16 protein-coding genes are annotated in these 17374 nt (G+C 51.5%); 2 read left to right on the forward strand and 14 right to left on the reverse strand.

All coding sequences use genetic code 11. The annotated features are described in order from the left end of the window. Nucleotides 1–10: 10 nt before the first annotated feature. Nucleotides 11–1096: an ABC transporter substrate-binding protein gene (locus MKZ07_RS09340; RefSeq protein WP_341025612.1), complete on the reverse strand. Its 1086-nt coding sequence runs from the start codon at nt 1094–1096 to the stop codon at nt 11–13. Nucleotides 1097–1098: 2 nt separating this feature from the next. Beyond that, complete coding sequence (locus tag MKZ07_RS09345; protein WP_036699183.1) at nt 1099–2103, reverse strand: ABC transporter ATP-binding protein; 1005 nt, start codon at nt 2101–2103, stop codon at nt 1099–1101. Between the two features lie 169 nt (nt 2104–2272). Between MKZ07_RS09345 and MKZ07_RS09350 the strand changes: the two genes are divergently transcribed. Beyond that, complete coding sequence (locus tag MKZ07_RS09350) at nt 2273–3163, forward strand: LysR family transcriptional regulator (protein WP_341025613.1); 891 nt, start codon at nt 2273–2275, stop codon at nt 3161–3163. Nucleotides 3164–3503: 340 nt separating this feature from the next. On the opposite strand, the gene MKZ07_RS09355 is transcribed toward MKZ07_RS09350, so the two are convergent. Next, entirely contained in the window at nt 3504–4400 is an 897-nt protein-coding gene (locus MKZ07_RS09355; RefSeq protein ID WP_036699185.1) for a LysR family transcriptional regulator, read from the reverse strand. A 121-nt stretch (nt 4401–4521) separates the two neighbouring features. Here MKZ07_RS09355 and dapA point away from each other — a divergent pair, with 121 nt between their 5' ends. Then, nucleotides 4522–5427: a 4-hydroxy-tetrahydrodipicolinate synthase gene (gene dapA / locus MKZ07_RS09360; RefSeq protein WP_076158351.1), complete on the forward strand. Its 906-nt coding sequence runs from the start codon at nt 4522–4524 to the stop codon at nt 5425–5427. A 123-nt stretch (nt 5428–5550) separates the two neighbouring features. Here dapA and MKZ07_RS09365 read toward each other — a convergent pair whose 3' ends face one another. The 11 genes from MKZ07_RS09365 to MKZ07_RS09415 form a co-directional block, all read right to left on the reverse strand. After that, nucleotides 5551–7083 (reverse strand): DEAD/DEAH box helicase, encoded by a 1533-nt coding sequence (locus MKZ07_RS09365; RefSeq protein WP_036692685.1) that lies wholly within the window; start codon nt 7081–7083, stop codon nt 5551–5553. Nucleotides 7084–7303: 220 nt separating this feature from the next. Next, nucleotides 7304–7876, reverse strand: coding sequence for a phosphate propanoyltransferase (gene pduL, locus MKZ07_RS09370; RefSeq protein WP_036692683.1), 573 nt, complete (start codon nt 7874–7876; stop codon nt 7304–7306). 161 nt (nt 7877–8037) lie between these two features. Beyond that, the gene (locus tag MKZ07_RS09375) at nt 8038–9024 is read right to left on the reverse strand and encodes a dipeptidase (protein ID WP_036692682.1); all 987 of its coding nucleotides are present in this window, start codon (nt 9022–9024) and stop codon (nt 8038–8040) included. Between the two features lie 164 nt (nt 9025–9188). Then, complete coding sequence (locus tag MKZ07_RS09380; RefSeq protein ID WP_019910496.1) at nt 9189–9449, reverse strand: stage V sporulation protein S; 261 nt, start codon at nt 9447–9449, stop codon at nt 9189–9191. 180 nt (nt 9450–9629) lie between these two features. After that, nucleotides 9630–10424, reverse strand: coding sequence for a TIGR00282 family metallophosphoesterase (locus MKZ07_RS09385; protein WP_036692681.1), 795 nt, complete (start codon nt 10422–10424; stop codon nt 9630–9632). A gap of 223 nt (nt 10425–10647) precedes the next feature. After that, nucleotides 10648–12189: a ribonuclease Y gene (gene rny, locus MKZ07_RS09390; protein WP_036692679.1), complete on the reverse strand. Its 1542-nt coding sequence runs from the start codon at nt 12187–12189 to the stop codon at nt 10648–10650. A gap of 309 nt (nt 12190–12498) precedes the next feature. After that, the gene (locus tag MKZ07_RS09395; protein WP_036692677.1) at nt 12499–13233 is read right to left on the reverse strand and encodes a regulatory protein RecX; all 735 of its coding nucleotides are present in this window, start codon (nt 13231–13233) and stop codon (nt 12499–12501) included. 115 nt (nt 13234–13348) lie between these two features. Further along, entirely contained in the window at nt 13349–14413 is a 1065-nt protein-coding gene (gene recA, locus MKZ07_RS09400; RefSeq protein ID WP_036692675.1) for a recombinase RecA, read from the reverse strand. Between the two features lie 298 nt (nt 14414–14711). After that, nucleotides 14712–16001, reverse strand: coding sequence for a competence/damage-inducible protein A (locus MKZ07_RS09405; protein ID WP_036692673.1), 1290 nt, complete (start codon nt 15999–16001; stop codon nt 14712–14714). Nucleotides 16002–16059: 58 nt separating this feature from the next. Then, the gene (gene pgsA, locus MKZ07_RS09410) at nt 16060–16647 is read right to left on the reverse strand and encodes a CDP-diacylglycerol--glycerol-3-phosphate 3-phosphatidyltransferase (protein ID WP_036692672.1); all 588 of its coding nucleotides are present in this window, start codon (nt 16645–16647) and stop codon (nt 16060–16062) included. 149 nt (nt 16648–16796) lie between these two features. Next, the gene (locus MKZ07_RS09415) at nt 16797–17288 is read right to left on the reverse strand and encodes a YajQ family cyclic di-GMP-binding protein (protein ID WP_036692670.1); all 492 of its coding nucleotides are present in this window, start codon (nt 17286–17288) and stop codon (nt 16797–16799) included. Nucleotides 17289–17374 lie beyond the last annotated feature (86 nt).

The raw sequence follows: 17374 nt of genomic DNA on the forward strand, positions 1-17374 counted from the left end.
CCTTAAGCCTTTATTTGTATATTTCTGCGAATTTCGAAGCCGTCTCATTCCCGTGCTCACTCATCCAGGCCCAGTCCACCTTAAGCTGCGGGATGTCCTTCAGATTGGTCCGGTTCGAAGCTTCAATATCCTCGCGGCCCGGTATGAGATACGCATCCGCTACCAACTGCTGGGCTTCGTCGGACAACAGATAATCAATGAACGCTTTGGCATTCGCCACGTTCGGGCTTGATTTCAGAATCGCTGCCGGTCTCGGACTAACCACGGTGCCCTCCTCAGGATAGATAATATCCAGCGGCTCTCCCTTTGCTTTGGCCTTGTAGGCCATATAATCTACTCCTGCTGCCACAATACTCTTAGCTCCTGTAATCACCGGATCAAGTGCTTCCTGGTTTGCTCCAGCCATAGCAACACCGTTCGCCTTGTAATTCTTGAACAGATCCCAGCCCTGCTCGCCGTTCACACTGAGATAGCCTGTAATGAAATCCAGCGCCGAGCCTGACAGCGTCGGATCAGGAATGTTGACGGCATCCTTCCACTCCATACCTGCCAGCTCTGCCCAGGTCTTGGGCGGATTCGCTACCAGCTTCGTATTATAGACAATCCCGAGCGCAGAGGCGCTTGAACTGAAATAATTGCCTTCGGCATCCGACCAGTCCTGATTCAGCTTCTCCTTATTGGCCGCTTCCGGGTAGGGTAGCGTCAGACCGTCCGCCTTAAGCGCCTGTGCGGAAGGCAGGGAAGCCAGAATCACCACGTCGGCCACCGGATTTGCTTTCTCCGCCTCCATCCGGGCCAGAATTTTGCCGGTCGTTCCCTGGAACATCTCCACCGTGAGGCCTGTCTTGGCCTTGAAGCCATTCACAATATCGTCTGCCAAGCCCTGCGGGCCGGCGGAATACAGTACCAGCTTGCCGCTTAACGCAGCTTCTGTAGCTTCAGGAGTTGACGCAGCTGCACCCGTTGCCTCAGGTGTACTCGTGCTGGCCCCGCCGGCACTGGTGCTGTTGCCCGTACCGCAGCCCGCCAGACTCATACTCATCACAGCAGATAACAGCAGCATTGCCCCTTGTTTAGGTGATTTGTTCCATTTCATGGTTATGACTCGCTCCTTTTAGGTTCTTCTTCATTTGAATTCGAGTTCATCCGGCATATCTGCCGTGGTGAGACATAGAGCTGGACCCTTTCTCCTACGGGAATCCGGTTGTTCAGATAAACTGTCCATAGTCCGGCCCCCTCCACCTCCGCGCGGATCTCATAACGCTCTCCAACATAACTAACACTTCGTACAACAGCGGAATAACACAGGTCATCGCCCGCCGTACGGCTCCATCCGATATGCTCAGGCCGCACCATCTCCTGCTCCGGCGTAAGCCAGTTGGACTTGCCGATAAACGAAGCGACGAACGGCTCTGACGGGGCCTCGTATACTGCTTCAGGAGTTCCTGTCTGCAATATCCGCCCGCTTTTCATAACTACAATCTCGTCGGACATCGACATCGCTTCGATCTGATCGTGGGTCACGTAGAGTGCAGTTAGACCCATGTCCCGGACCAGCGACATCATCTCCACTCTCATCTCTTCCCGGAGTACGGCATCCAGCGCGCTTAACGGCTCATCGAAGAGCACCACACCCGGACGGACAACTACCGCTCTGGCAAAAGCAACCCTCTGCTGCTGACCGCCCGACAGCTGATGCGGATACCGATTCTCCATCCCCTGCAACCGGACCATCTCCAGTGTCTCCAGCACCTTGCTCCGCAACTGCGCACGTTGCCCTGAGGCCTTTAGCCCGAAAGCAACATTCTCATACACCGTCATATGCGGCCAGAGTGCAAAATCCTGAAACACCATCCCCAAATTCCGCTTGTGTACCGGAAGATCGATCCGCTGCGCAGCGGAGAAATAACATTTCCCGTCAGCGTATAATTCCCCGCCATCCGGGCGCTCAAGGCCAGCTAACATCCGCAGCAGCGTGGTTTTTCCGCAACCGGAAGGCCCCAGCAAGGTGGTGAACTTACCGTGCTTCAATTCAAGCCCCGCAGGCAGCAGCGCCGGTTGTCCGCCAAAGCTTTTATGAATCCCCTTCATCTGAATATTCATTTCGATCCCTGCCTGTCTTCTTGAGCTGTCCTCAGTCTAACGTCTGTATTCGCAGGTTGTTTATTTTTCATGTAAACATGTAATTAACTTTATATATGAATTCTGTTAACGTTCATAGATAAAATCTATGGTGGGGGATCTCCCACTAACGCATAGAAGAGGTACATCTATGAATCTGATGAAACTACAAATCATTGAACTGATCGACCAGCTGCACCATATGACCAGCGTAGCCGAGGTACTCGGGATCAAACAGCCGACCGTAACCTTTCATATGAAGTCGCTTGAAGAAGAGCTTGGGGTCCGGCTATTCGAAGCCCGCAGCGGCAAAACCTTTCTCACCGAGGCCGGAGCAGCCCTCCTTCATTATTCCGTGAAAATTAATGCGCTTGCCCGTGAGGCCCGCCGGGTAGCAGGCGAATTCGACACCCTCTACCGGGGAGCGCTGCTGATTGGGGCCAGCTATGTACCTGCAACCTATCTGCTGCCGTCCTTATTACATGCGTTCTCCCGGGAGTTCCCCGGCATCCGTATGGCTCTGTCCGTAAAGCCCGCCCCTGTGATCCGGGAGATGCTGATCCGCCACGAAATTGACTTAGGCGTCATCTCCTCAGAGCCTTTCGCGGAGCCTGCCCTGCAGGCTGAATCGCTGATTACAGATGACCTCGTCCTGATCTGCTCTCCCGGGCATCCGTTCGCCTGCAAGACTCAGCTTAGCATGGAGGAGATCAGTAAGACTCCCTTTGCGCTGCACGGAAGCGAATCCACCACACGCCGCCTGACCGAGCGTTGGTTCGGACAGCAAGGGCTACAGCTGCGCAATACGATTGAGGTTGATTCGCTGGAAGCTATCAAGCAGCTTGTGCGGCTCGGCGGGCACATCTCCGTGATGTCCCGGATGGCAGTACAGTGGGAGGAACAGCAAGGACTAATTCAGATGCTTCCTATTCAAGGGGGAATGGCGCCGCGTTATATCTATGCCGTGCATAACAAGGACCGGCATCCTTCGGTGCAGATGGAGAGCTTCCGGAGCAGCCTGCTGGCAACCAAAAACTGTTAGCTGCCATTGAGTAAGTCTATGCAGGATTAACGCAATTCCCATTTCGAATCCTGCACAAAATGCAACTTGCCCCTTATACTAACGATCGTAATCGTCAATTGTTGTACGAAAGGTAGCATTCCCCCTGTTGTAATTCTTACAACATATTTGCCAAAGGAACCTGCTGTTCTTAAGTACCATCATCGCGACAACTAGAACGTTTATGCATAGCGTGGAGCAACCGATTTTGCTTATAACTCGAAAAAGAGCACTGCCGCACCCTACTTGAGGGTGATACGGCAGTGCTCTTCTAGTGGTATGAATTTGGTACGAGGCGACTCCCCGCTTCAGTATGTTACTTTCACAACGCCACAGTCTTCGCCTTGGCATCCTCAAGCAGCATCTGAATCAGCGACTGGAGCGGCAGGGACTTCCACTTCTTCGGATGCAGCAGCAGTTGCAAATCGAAATGAATCTCCGGGTGGGCAAAAGACAGCTCGGACAGGTTCCCCCGCTCGATCTCCTCCTCAGCCACAATCCGCGGCAGCAGCGCTATGCCCAGGCCATTGCGCACACAACGCTTAATCGCCTCCAAATTCGACAGCTCAAAACCAATCCGGAACACGATGCCGTGGTCGCGGAGCAGGTTCTCGAACAGGCTGCGGTAAATGCAGCTCTCCTCGGAGACAATCAGCTCGCAGTTATTCAGATCCTGTAGGGTCACCTGCTCCAGCCGGGCCAGCGGATGGCTGGCTGGTGCCACAAGGACAAGCGGCTCCTCTCGGATGATCGTCCGCGTAAGCGCGCTATCCACCGTGCTGCGGTCCAGCAGAAGGCCGATATCGACCTCGCCGTCCCTGATCTTGGAGATCAGATTGGCCTCTTGCTCGGTCTGCAGATGAATATTCAGACCAGGGAACATCGTCCGCAGCTGCTGCAGGAACGGCGGCAGATAGAAGGCCGCAAGTGAATCAATCGTTCCAATCGTAAGCGTTCCGCCGATCTGCTGGGCGATCGTTTCCTTAGAGCGGTCATAGAGCTCCAGAATCTCCACGAACAGCTTAAGCAGCTCCTCCCCCGGCGGTGTCAGGCGCAAGGCGCGGCCGTGACGTTCGATAAGCGGCACGCCGTATTCCTTCTCAATCTTCTGTATCTGCATTGTGACACTGGACTGTGCATAGCCCAGCTCCTCAGCCGCGCGCGTGAAGCTCTGCCGCTTGGCTACTTCGCGGAAGGTCCGCATATACGTTAAGTCCATCGTCTCTCACCCTAACATCAATATTATTGATAACCCACATCATTTATTATAGCTAACAACGATGCAAGAATCCATGGTACAGTAGAACAAACGGATTTTACATTTTTGGAGGACGATATTCATGTTAACAGAAGAACAGATTTATGGAATTTATGTTCCCGTGGTCACCCCGTTCCATGCTGCTGGTGAGCTTGATCTGGAATCGTATCAGCGTTATGTGAACAACATCATCAAGAACAATATTCATGGTCTGGTCGTCAATGGAACCACTGGAGAATCGCCGACAGTCAATATACAGGAATTACAGTCGCTCGTGGATGCCTCACGGGAACTTTTGAAGTCCAGCTCTATCCCGCTCGTGGTGGGCACAGGTACGAATGATACATACTCTACCGTAGCCCGTACTGAGCTGGCGGCGAACGCAGGTGCCGATGCCGCACTGGTGGTTGTCCCTTATTACAGCCGTCCGTCTCAGGAAGGCATCATCGCCCATTTCCGCAAGGCGGCAGAGGTGGGTCTGCCCATTATGGCTTACGATATCCCGGGCCGCACTGGAGTCGGCATGACGCTGGACACCGCCCGTACGATCCTGGAGATGAATAATGTCGTAGGCTTAAAAGACTGCTCCGGCTCCCCCCTGCTCGTCTCCGAGCTGTCGAGGAGCGGCGGCAAGCCTGTGCTCTGCGGCGACGATCTGCATTTCTTCGAGATGCTGGGCTATGGAGCCGCCGGAGGCATGCTGGCCTCAGCCAATGTATATACCGGCCGCTTCCTCAGTATCTACGAGCAGTACAGAGCCGGTCAGGTTGAGGCTGCACAGGCTGCGTATGATCAGCTGGTGCCGCTGATGAAGCTGCTGTTCAAGGAGTCCAACCCAGCCCCGATCAAATGGCTGCTCAGCGAACTCGGAGAGCTCTCCTCGGATACGCTGCGCCTGCCAATGACTTCCATCAGCGCCGCGCTGCGCGAAGAGCTGGGCGCCTACCTTGCAGGGGAAGCTGTCATGGGCAGACAAGAAGCGATGTAACAGATAAGAGTCATGTAACAGACAAACACCCGCCATTTTCAGTGAGATACTGAGAATGGCGGGTTTTTTTTAGATCGGGTTTAGCATTACTGTCTAGTAGTATTACTGCAAGTTGCAAGTCGATTACGAGCGGCCCGCTTTAGCCGCTGGACGGCTGGACGGACGACCGCTCTGGCTGCCGCCAGGTCTGCTGCCTGATGGGTTTGAACGGCCATATGAGCCGCCGGGTGATTTCTGACTCTGGATGCCACTAGGACGGCCGCTGGCATTAGCCTGGCTCCCCGAAGCACCTCTCGCTCCACCGCCAGCATACCCGCTGCCCGATGCACTTCTAGTTCCACCGCCTGCATTACCGCTGCCCGATGCACCCTTAGCGCCACCTGCGTTACTGCCGCCCTGCTGTTTGCCTTGTGCGAACCATTCCGACTTCGGCTTGCGGGGCGGATTCGTCTTGGCTTTCTGCGACGGTTTGACCGGTGCTTTGCCGGGACGGTCTGCCAGCAATGCCAGATTGCTCTTAGACATCGGGTACGCATGATCCTTGACCTCCGGAATCGTCTTGCCGATCAGCTTCTGGATATCCTTCAGATACGGAATTTCCTCCGCTTCGCACAGCGAGATGGCGATACCGCTCATCCCCGCACGGCCGGTCCGGCCAATCCGGTGAACATAGGTTTCCGGGATATTCGGCAGATTGAAGTTGATAACATGAGATAGCTCATCAATATCAATTCCGCGCGCAGCGATGTCTGTAGCTACCAGCACGCGGGTCGCTCCGCTCTTGAAATTTCTCAGCGCATTCTGGCGCTCATTCTGTGATTTGTTGCCGTGAATGGCCTGTGCTGTAATATTAATACGGGTTAAATCCCGGGTTACCCGGTCCGCGCCGCGTTTGGTGCGTGTGAATACCAGTGCCGATACAATCGACGGGTCCTGCAGCAGACGGTTCAGCTGATTTTGCTTATTTCCGTTCTCCAGCAGATAAATCGACTGTTCAATTCTGTCTACTGTGGAGGATACCGGAGTGATCTCGATTTTCACCGGATTGACCAGCAGTGTCTTGACCAGCTGCGAAATCTCTGTAGGCATGGTCGCCGAGAAGAACAAGGTCTGCTTCTTGAGCGGCATCTTGGCGATAATCCGCTTCACATCATGAATGAAGCCCATATCCAGCATGCGGTCCGCTTCATCCAGCACCAGAATCTGCACATGCTGCAGATCCACACGCTTTTGGCTGATCAGGTCAATCAGTCGGCCCGGTGTAGCAATCAGAATGTCGGCACCGATGGCAAGCGCCCGCTCCTGCGCCTTCTGTGATACTCCACCGACAATGGCTGTCGAACGGATCGTTGTGAACTTGCTGTAGGCCTGAATGTTCTCCTGAATTTGCAGCGCCAGCTCACGGGTAGGCGTAAGAATCAGGGAACGGATGCGTTTGCCTCCGCCGGTTCTGCCCGGCTGCTGGCTCAGCAGCTGAATAATCGGCAATGAGAAGGCCGCCGTTTTACCGGTACCGGTCTGTGCACAGCCCAGGATGTCTCTGCCGGCTAATGCCGCAGGAATAGACTCTTCCTGAATAGGGGTTGGGGATGTATAGTTTTCCAGGCTAAGCGCCTTAAGAATCGGGGGGATCAGGTTCAAATCGTTAAATGTCATTTTATCTCCTTCATTGTGCATACATATATTGGTGAATCCTTAATTCCAGTACTGTGTATTCCTTTTGCGGCGTCTCCACATAGCGCTCAGCAAAGTTATAACACATAATGATAACACAGAAAAGCGAATATGAAAACTTTCATTTCTTTCTTTTCAAAAAAATATATAACAAAAAAGCAGAGGATGGGTCCCCTGCTCTTGTCTTCACTATAATAAAATACTAGTCTAGGATTTCAGCGGTATCGCCATTATTGGCACCTGCAGCGTTAGCTTCATCGGTATCGATGTGCATATCCAGCTTGAAGCTGTCGGATACGCGTGCAATCACGTTCTCCAGCACCAGGCCGCGTTCGCCGCCCAGACGTACCTTCAGGAGCTGCTTATCGGCAATGCCCCAAGCTTCTGCTTCGGAAGTGTGGAAGTGGATGTGGCGCGCTGCTACAATAACGCCAGTCTCCAGCTCAACTTCACCGGCAGGTCCTTTAATCGTAATTCCTGGTGTTCCTTCAATATTGCCGGATTCACGGACAGGTGCCTTCACGCCGAGGCTGAAGGAGTCTGTGCGGGATACTTCCAGCTGCGAAGCCGGACGGGCAGGTCCGAGGATTCTAACTTTGTCGAACTTCCCTTTCGAACCAATTACAGCCACTTGCTCATTCGCTGCGAATTGTCCGGGTTGGGACAGAGGTTTGAACTCGGTCAATTGGTAACCTGGGCCGAACAATGCTTCTACGTGCTCCTGCGTAAGGTGAATATGCCGGGCCGACACACCTACGGGTACAGTCTTGCTCATTTTTAAGTCACTCCTTGTATTTTCTCTAGTATCTGTACAAGCCACTGAACATTATACATCTATTTACCCACAAATAAAAAGACCCGCATCACAATGCGAGGCTTTTTTCCGGGCATATTACGATTCTGTGAATGCTTCATCCTGGTTTTTCCAATTCATAGTCACTTCCTGGCGAGAACAGAGGCTCTATCTGCGGAAGAAGGCAGTTGTTCCCTCAAGAACCCTAGCGCATTCTCATATAGCCAGCCCCGTACATCAGCTTCGGGATAGTATTTCAGCAGCATATCGGCGAACTCCGCATATTGTCCCGGATGCTCCAGCCCTTCTACCCACGAGTCAATCCCGTCAAAATCCGAGCCGAACATCAGCTGTCCGCTCCCGCCAAGACCACAAACATGCTCAATATGCCTCCGCATATCCTCCCGCTTGGTCCCTCCTCCATCCCGCACGAACCAGGGGACAAAGGTAAGCCCGATTCGCCCGTCCTTGACAATCAAAGCCTTCAGCTGATCATCACTCAGATTGCGGGGATGACTGCAGACCGCAGCGCAATTGGAATGCGAAGCAATGAACGGACGGGCACTGAGCTCCTGCAGCTCCCAGAAGCCTGCCGGGGCTAAATGCGACACATCCAGCAGCATTCCACTCCGGTTGCACCAGTCGATCAGCTTCCGGCCATGCTCGGTGAAACCGCCATTCCGCCGCTCCAGCACGCCGTCCGCGGCCCAGTTAGCATAGTTCCAGGTAATCCCCAGGCAACGCACACCCAGCTCGAAGCATAACTGGGCATAGAACAGATTGCCCTCCAGACCGTCTACGCCCTCCAGAGAGAGCATTCCATAGGCTGAAGCAGTTAAGCTGCCTTCCTGCACTTCCTCCTTCCATCGCAGCCACTGAAGCCCTCCAGGACCAGTAACCTTTTGGTGAAAGCACTCGATTTGCCCCAGAATATCCTCGAATTTGGCCCTTCCGCGCACCGCAGACAAGTAGATGGCAAAAACCTGCAGTCCGACATTCCCCTCTGCCAGCCGCTCTGCGGTCACATCCAGCCGGGGATCATTCCTGAAGTCTATCCCTGGATTCGCCTGCAGCTTACTCAGAGCATCACAATGAAAATCCGCTACCCGCAGCTTCCTGTTTCCCATCATAGGTCAGCTCTCCTTCTTCCTTCACCTTATGAATATCTGAATGAACCGTTGACGGCCCAGTGTCTATTTTATATATATGCGCCTAACGGAAGCAGCAGTCAGCACAGCAAAAAGCCTGTTTACATTGTAAACAGGCTTAATCTAAATGATTCACATTCACTTGATTATCTAGGTTCTACAATAAGTTTGATTGCCGTCCGGTCTTCCCCATCAATCACTATATCCGTAAAAGCCGGAATACAGATCAAGTCCACTCCGCTAGGTGCGACAAATCCCCGGGCGATGGCAACGGCCTTAACGGCCTGGTTCAGTGCTCCTGCTCCAATAGCTTGTAGCTCGGCCGATCCACGTTCGCGAAGAACACCTGCTAATGCGCCAGCAACGGAATTTGGATTGGATTTAGCTGATACTTTTAATACATCCATAGTAAGTACCTCCCCTGGGAAAATGATGGTGTTCTTCTTCCACTACAGTAGATGTTATTCGCTTCAGAAGAATTAATTCCTTCTTTTTGCGGACCTCTCCGGAGAAAATAGTTCAAAAGATACTCTTTTTCGATATAATAAATATCACACTTTACCCAAAACAAAATGAGTTTTACCGAATTAGCTCATCACCCATTCATCCTCACGCAGCCGGATCTTCTCCAGTCGTGTCGCTCTGCCTGTAGCTTCATCAAGTTCTGCGAATAGACCATGCAGCTGCCATTTGCCTTCGTCGACTACAAACCGGGAGGGAAGCTGAGTTGTAAATTTATAGATGATCGCATCCTTTTCCATACCCAGAATCCCTTCTCTTGAACCAACCATACCCGCATCTGTAAGATACGCTGTACCTCCAGGCAGGATCACATCATCGTTGCTCTGCACATGAGTGTGTGTGCCGACTACAATCGAAGCCAGTCCATCCATAAAATAGCCCATCGCTATTTTCTCAGAGGTTGCTTCCGCATGGAAATCCACCAGAATGCACTTATGCTCTCTGCGCAGCTCTTCCACAATCTCCTCGCCTACCCGGAACGGATCATCGATCGCCGGAAGAAAAGTGCGGCCCTGCAGATTCACAATCGCCAGCTGCTTGCCATTTCCCTTAACGACGGTGTACCCCCGGCCCGGTGTTCCCGGCGGGAAGTTAGCCGGACGGATAATCCGCGGCTCGTCGTCGATGAACTCAAAGATATCCTTGTTGTCCCAGGTGTGGTTGCCCATCGTAATGCCGTGGACACCCCAGTTGAAAAATTCGTTAGCGATGGCAGCGGTGATTCCTCTTCCGGCAGCGGCATTCTCACCATTGGCAATGATGATATGTGGCTGATATTTACTTTTCAGGGATGGCAGCATTTCACGCAGCGCTTTTCTGCCTGTATTGCCTACAATGTCTCCGATAAATAAAACTTTAATAATCTTCTCCTCCTAAATTTTTGGTTTGTGTATGCTCTGCCAACCATAAATCGCTGCTTAAGTATAATTTCACCTATTCTGCTTCATTCCAAACTCCACGGCGCGAGTGGCGCCTGGTAGAGCCTATTAGATTGTTCAGCAGGCTCCAATGTGAATGGATATACCAGCAACTCACGGCGTGCACGCAAGAAAAAAGGCCCCGCAAGGGGGCCAATTTCCTTATTTATTTCGCATATTCTACAGCGCGTGTCTCGCGGATTACCGTAACCTTGATATGACCCGGATAATCCAGCTCACTCTCAATCATCTTCGTAATATCGCGGGCCAGACGGAAGCTTTCGGCATCATCAATCTTCTCAGGCTGTACCATTACGCGAACCTCGCGGCCCGCCTGAATGGCATAGGATTTCTCGACACCCTCGAAGGATTCCGAGATCTCCTCCAGCTTCTCCAGACGTTTGATGTACGTTTCCAGGGTCTCACGGCGTGCACCTGGACGGGCAGCCGACAAAGCATCAGCAGCTCCAACCAGCATAGCAATAACCGAGGTAGCTTCGCAATCTCCATGATGGGATGCGATACTGTTGATAACCACCGGATGTTCCTTGTACTTCTTCGCCAGTTCGACGCCGATTTCAACATGCGAACCTTCCACTTCATGATCAAGCGCTTTGCCGATATCATGCAGCAGTCCGGCACGTTTTGCAAGCACGATGTCTTCCCCAAGCTCACCGGCCATAAGTCCAGTCAAATAAGCAACCTCCATGGAGTGCTTAAGTACGTTTTGACCGTAGCTCGTGCGGAATTTCAGGCGGCCCAGAATTTTGATCAGATCCGGGTGCAGACCATGAACGCCAACCTCGAAGGTAGCTTGTTCACCGTATTCGCGAATCCGTTCATCTACTTCTTTACGGGATTTCTCCACCATTTCTTCAATACGTGCAGGATGGATACGTCCGTCTGCCACCAGCTTCTCGAGTGCCGTACGGGCCACTTCGCGGCGGATCGGATCAAATCCTGACAGAATAACGGCTTCCGGCGTATCATCAATAATAAGATCAATGCCGGTCAGAGTCTCCAGCGCACGGATGTTACGTCCTTCACGACCGATAATCCGGCCCTTCATCTCTTCATTCGGCAAGGTAACGACAGATACCGTAGTTTCAGCCACATGATCAGCCGCACAGCGTTGAATCGCCAAGGTGATAATCTCGCGGGCTTTCTTGTCCGCTTCTTCCTTGGCCTGCTGTTCAATTTCCTTGATCATCTGAGCAGTTTCATGGCGAACTTCCTGTTCTACATTGCTGAGAATGATACTTCTGGCATCATCGATGCTCAGATTGGAGATACGTTCCAGTTCAGTAACCTGATTCTTGTAAATAACATCAATTTGCTGTTGGGTTTCATCAATTCGTTTCTCTTTGTTAGCTACTTGTTCTTCTTTTCGTTCAAGCGATTCCATTTTTTTATCCAGCGATTCTTCCTTTTGCAGCAAACGTCGCTCTTGCCGTTGAATTTCATTCCGACGTTCACGAGTTTCTTTCTCAGCTTCGGTACGGATTCTATGAACTTCATCCTTAGCTTCGAGTACCGTTTCCTTCTTCAGCGCCTCCGCCTCTTTCTTCGCGTTCTCCACGATGACTACGGCTTCTTTCTCTGCGCTGGAAATCTTAGCTTCTGCAAGGGATTTACGAATAAAATAACCGAATCCAAAGAATGCTGCAGCTACAACGAGAACGATAATGACCCAGATCAATGGTTCCATCTGTTCACCTCCTCGTTGATATCCTCCAAGGTTCTTCCCTTGGGTATTTGTGCAGTTGTTAAACTATCCGTTCATCACCATACAAAAAACCGGTAATACACCGATTGCCATACTGCACATGCTGCACATGCACATTGCCCGCCTTATCCGGCGATTACATTTCATATGAGTTGTACGCGAACCGGAACATAAGAGTCTGCTTTTTGGGAAGGAAAAAGGATTCTTAGTTTATGCCGATTCATGTTATATTTTATTATTTATAAAAAGACCTTGTCAAGAGAGTCGATAACCGCATTAAAGTCAAGAGAATCAATCCGGGAAGTAAAACTCCTCTTCTTCCCCCTCAGAATCCTGCTCATCCCGCAAAATCCCGATCACCTGGCGTACCATTTCACCTGAGAATCCCCGGCGCATCAGGAACGCCCCTGTCTTCCGGCGTTTGTCGTTCACATCTCCCCGGATCATATTCCATTTCTTCCGTCCGGTCTGCAGTGCGCTCTCCAGCTCCTGCTCGGGTGTGATCTCATCCAGCGCTTCCGCAATCAGCGACTTATCGATCCCCTTCTCGCGCAGCTCCTGCCTGATCCACATTTTGCCCTTACGCTGATTCACAATCCGCTGCTCCGCCCACTGCTTAGCGTATAAGGGATCATCAAGCAGACGTTCCTCCTGCAGCCGGAGCAGAACTTCGGCAATAACAGTCTCCCCTATTTCCTTCTCCCTTAAACGGCGGGCCATCTCCTGTCCCGTTCTGGGCTTGCGCTCCAGATACCTAAGCCCCTCCACATACGCCCGCTGGCGCTCGTCTGCGGCAACGATATCCTCCAGATCCGCTTTTACAAAAGTACTCCCGGTAATCATCCGGTATTTAATCATGACATCTTCATGAACAGTCATGTTGTAGTCTCCGAAATGGATCAGATAACGATAGTTAGACTTCTTGAGCCGCTCCACCCGTGTAATTACCAGCTCTTGATCTCCCGGGAAATCCGCCAGCACCTGCTCATCCTGTTCTTCGAATTCCTCATCCAATTGTATAACCATCCTGCCAATCACCTACTTAAGCTGAAATATTTGCGAAAAGGCACCCTGTTACATCTTCACAGGGCGCCTATCCATCTTGACTTCATTATTCAATTAGAAGTAGAGGGGGATTTAATTACTCAATCTCAAGCAACAGCTTCTCTTCTTCCTCTTGCTCCGCAGCCACAGCCGCTTCGGATGGTGCCTCTACCAGAGTCGTGAGATTACTTGCCTCACGGATCTTGTTCTCGATCAGCAGGGCAATATCCTGATGTTCCTTCAGGAACTGCTTGGAATTCTCACGTCCTTGACCCAGACGTTCCCCTTCATAGGAATACCAGGCACCACTCTTGTTAACGATATCCATCTCTGTACCGATATCCACAAGGCTTCCCTCTCTGGAAATCCCTTCGCCGTACATGATATCTACATCTGCTTGCTTGAACGGAGGCGCTACCTTGTTCTTCACAACCTTGATCTTCGTACGGTTACCCACGACATCATTACCCATCTTGATACCCTCTACCCGGCGCACATCCAGACGGACGGAGGAGTAGAATTTCAGAGCGCGTCCACCCGGAGTGGTCTCAGGGTTACCGAACATTACCCCGATCTTCTCGCGAAGCTGGTTAATGAAGATCGCAATGGTGTTGGATTTGTTGATGGCACCTGACAGCTTCCGCAATGCCTGAGACATCAGACGGGCCTGCAAGCCTACGTGAGAATCACCCATGTCGCCTTCAATTTCTGCCTTCGGTACCAATGCTGCTACAGAGTCAACTACAATGATGTCTACTGCTCCGCTACGTACAAGCGCTTCAGCGATTTCGAGGGCCTGTTCACCTGTATCAGGCTGGGACAGCAGCAGTTCATCAATGTTAACGCCAAGCGCCTTAGCATACTTAGGATCAAGCGCATGCTCAGCATCGATGAAGGCAGCTTGTCCGCCCTGCTTTTGTACTTCTGCGATCGCATGAAGTGCAACCGTCGTCTTACCGGAAGATTCCGGTCCATATACTTCAATAATACGTCCTTTGGGAAGTCCGCCAATACCTAGTGCAATATCAAGTGCCAAAGATCCGCTAGGTACAACTTCCACTTTCATGTGAGTGGATTCTCCCAGTTTCATTACCGAACCTTTACCGAATTGTTTTTCTATTTGACGAAGCGCCATATCAAGCGCTGCACGACGATCTGACAATCAGACCACTTCCTTCACTGTTTATAGTATTATAATAACGTGTATTGAAGGTCTTGCCAAGTCTTTTTTCGAACATACATTCGTTTTTTTTACTCACAGGGATAATACTCCCTTTTATTGTAAGACATAGGCCTCCTTCCGGATGCAAGACTTTTGCAGGTACCTCTCTTCTGCTCATCACGTGAATAGGAACAACCTTAGGATAATTTGTTATACATAATATAAAACAAAAAACCGCAGCATGATTGCTCAAGCCACGGTTCTTCCGCATACATAAATTATATACCGCCTTGAACCGTTATTGCAAGGCCGAGCCTTCCAGGGGAGTGGCAACCTTGCGTTCTTCCAGCCGGCGCCACAGGCGGTACAGCAGCGCCTTAACGGTGCGCAGGCGGATGTTATCACGGGTGCCCTTCAGATTCAGCTCGTATACCTCTGTCTTGCAGCCCCTCTCAGCCAGTCCTACGAACACAAGCCCCACCGGCTTGCGCTCGGAATATCCCGGTCCGGCTACACCGGTAACCGATAAGCCGAAGTCCGTGTCACCGATCATTCGCACCTGCTCAGCCAGCACCTCCGCAACCTCGCGGCTCACGGCTCCCGGGGCATCCGGGCCTTCAAGCATAGCGGAGGGCACATTCAGCAGTTTTTTCTTAATATCATTGGAATAACACACGATCCCCCCGGCAAACATGGAGGCGCTGCCCGGGATATTCGTAATACTCTCCATCAGCAGCCCGCCCGTACAGCTCTCGGCAGCACTCAGAGTGAGCCCCGCATCCGCCATCCAGTCCACAATCAGCTGCTCCAGCGGCACATCGATGTTGGCATACAGATTCTCCGGCAGAATATCCGCAATCGTCTTCTCCAGAGCATCGAGCTTGACCATAGCCTCCCGTTCGGACGGCGCCTTGGTAGAGATGCGCACGGTCACTTCGCCTTCCTTGGCATACGGGGCAATCGTAGGATCACTCTGGCTGCGGATCAGATCAATCAGCTTGTCCTCCAGCAGCGACTCGCCAATCCCGGCGAACTTCAGCATCTTCGAGTAGAGCGGCATTTCACTAGTAAGTGCATGCTGCTGAAGCCATGGCTTGGCCTTATCCGTGAACATCGGCTTCATCTCCCGGGGCGGACCCGGCAGCACGATATAATATTTGTCCTCTTCTGCAAAAGCAATCCCTACCGCAAGGCCTGTATCATTGGACAGAGGAGTCGTCCCTTCAATGACAAGCGCCTGCTTGCGGTTATTCTCAGTCATTACAATCTTGCGGTCATCAAAGAAGCGCTGCACATGATCCATGGCCAGCTGGTCAATGTGCAGGGTCCGGCCAAGCGCCGCAGCCAGCGCATCCTTGGTCAGATCATCCTCGGTCGGACCGATGCCACCGGTGAACAATATAACATCCGCCCGGCTCTGAGCAATCCGGATCGCTTCCAGCAGGCGGCTTTTGTTATCTCCCACAACGGTCTGAAAATAAACGTCAATGCCTAATGCAGCCAGCTCTACTGAAAGAAACTGGGCATTGCTGTTCACGATTTGTCCAAGTAATAGTTCTGTTCCAACGGCAATAATCTCTGCTTTCATAGCTGACGTTCTCCTCCTGATTGTAGGTATTCTGCAAGGTTCAACCTGTTCCAGCATCTCAGGCTTTGTTCAAATCCAGCAGTTCCTTATTCTTCACGAAATAATCAATGCCAGAGTAAATGGTAATGATGGCTGCCGCCCAGATGGCAATGTCATCCACAGGAATGCTGACGAACTGGAACGGGAAATTGTTAAGCAGCAGCAGTGAAATGGCAACAATCTGAATCACTGTTTTTACCTTTCCCCATTTGCTTGCAGCCACTACCTTCCCTTCCAGCAGTGCCACCTGGCGCAGGCCGGTCACGGCAAACTCACGGCTGATGATAACAATGGCAATCCAGGAATCGCATCTTCCCATCTCGACCAATGAGATCAGCACGGCCGAGACCAGCAGCTTATCCGCTAGGGGATCGAGCAGCTTGCCCAGATTAGTGACCATGTTATATTTTCTGGCTATGTAACCGTCAATTCCATCGGTACTGGCTGCCAGCAGAAAAATAACCGCCGCGACCAAGTGATTAATTGAAAGCTGAAAGGAGCCCCAATGTATCGGTTCCGGATAGAAGCTGAAGTCCACCAGCAGAAAAAACATCATGATTGGGATAAGGCAAATACGCGCTAATGTGATACGGTTGGGTAAATTCACTGAAGGTTCCTCCCCTAGTCCATACGAATCCGGTATTACAGCATGTTCTTCAAAACTGCTTAGCTAGTATATTATAGCCATAAATAAGTGTCAAAAAAACATAAAGCACCCCGCAAGTAAGGTAAGTATACACTGCGGGGCACATGATCTTACTTTAAATTGTTAAACTGTAAATCAAGCGGCAAATCAGCCTTGCGTAAAAGCTGGATAATCTGCTGGAGATCGTCGCGGCTTTTGCCGGTCACACGGATCTGATCACCCTGAATGGTGCTCTTGACCTTCAGCTTGGAATCGCGGATCAGAATATTGATCTTCTTCGCGTTCTCCTGGTCTATCCCTTGCCGCAGCCCCAGCCGCTGGCGCACCGTGCCGAGCGAAGCCGGCTCCACTTTGCCGAAATCCATATTCTTCAGCGTGATTCCCCGCTTCACCATCTTGGTCTGGAGGATATCAATTACTGCGTTCAGCTTGTATTCATCCTCTGAGGCGACTACAAGCGCATCCTTCTCCAGCTTCAGGCTGCTCTTGCTGTTCTTGAAATCAAACCGGTTCTCAATTTCCTTCTCGGTCTGATGAACCGCATTGGTCAGCTCCTGCATATCCATCTTGGATACGATATCAAATGAACTTTCTGAACTCATGGTTCCACATCCTTTAGTTACAATTAGTCTGTTCCTATTATATGAGATAGGCGCTCCTAAGTCTAATATTGGAAAAGAGTCAAGTG

It is taken from the genome of Paenibacillus sp. FSL P4-0338, assembly GCF_038002365.1.
Classification (GTDB): domain Bacteria; phylum Bacillota; class Bacilli; order Paenibacillales; family Paenibacillaceae; genus Paenibacillus_AQ.

Excerpts from the sequence above, each read along its gene's own strand:
- pduL (WP_036692683.1), bottom strand. The coding sequence starts at position 7,876 with ATGAGCAAGACTGTACCCGTAGGTGTGTCGGCCCGGCATATTCACCTT.
- MKZ07_RS09340 (WP_341025612.1), bottom strand. The coding sequence starts at position 1,096 with ATGAAATGGAACAAATCACCTAAACAAGGGGCAATGCTGCTGTTATCT.
- MKZ07_RS09355 (WP_036699185.1), bottom strand. The coding sequence starts at position 4,400 with ATGGACTTAACGTATATGCGGACCTTCCGCGAAGTAGCCAAGCGGCAG.
- MKZ07_RS09395 (WP_036692677.1), bottom strand. The coding sequence starts at position 13,233 with ATGGTTATACAATTGGATGAGGAATTCGAAGAACAGGATGAGCAGGTG.
- MKZ07_RS09415 (WP_036692670.1), bottom strand. The coding sequence starts at position 17,288 with ATGAGTTCAGAAAGTTCATTTGATATCGTATCCAAGATGGATATGCAG.
- MKZ07_RS09375 (WP_036692682.1), bottom strand. The coding sequence starts at position 9,024 with ATGATGGGAAACAGGAAGCTGCGGGTAGCGGATTTTCATTGTGATGCT.
- MKZ07_RS09345 (WP_036699183.1), bottom strand. The coding sequence starts at position 2,103 with ATGAATATTCAGATGAAGGGGATTCATAAAAGCTTTGGCGGACAACCG.
- rny (WP_036692679.1), bottom strand. The coding sequence starts at position 12,189 with ATGGAACCATTGATCTGGGTCATTATCGTTCTCGTTGTAGCTGCAGCA.
- dapA (WP_076158351.1), top strand. The coding sequence starts at position 4,522 with ATGTTAACAGAAGAACAGATTTATGGAATTTATGTTCCCGTGGTCACC.
- MKZ07_RS09405 (WP_036692673.1), bottom strand. The coding sequence starts at position 16,001 with ATGAAAGCAGAGATTATTGCCGTTGGAACAGAACTATTACTTGGACAA.
- MKZ07_RS09365 (WP_036692685.1), bottom strand. The coding sequence starts at position 7,083 with ATGACATTTAACGATTTGAACCTGATCCCCCCGATTCTTAAGGCGCTT.
- MKZ07_RS09350 (WP_341025613.1), top strand. The coding sequence starts at position 2,273 with ATGAATCTGATGAAACTACAAATCATTGAACTGATCGACCAGCTGCAC.
- MKZ07_RS09380 (WP_019910496.1), bottom strand. The coding sequence starts at position 9,449 with ATGGATGTATTAAAAGTATCAGCTAAATCCAATCCAAATTCCGTTGCT.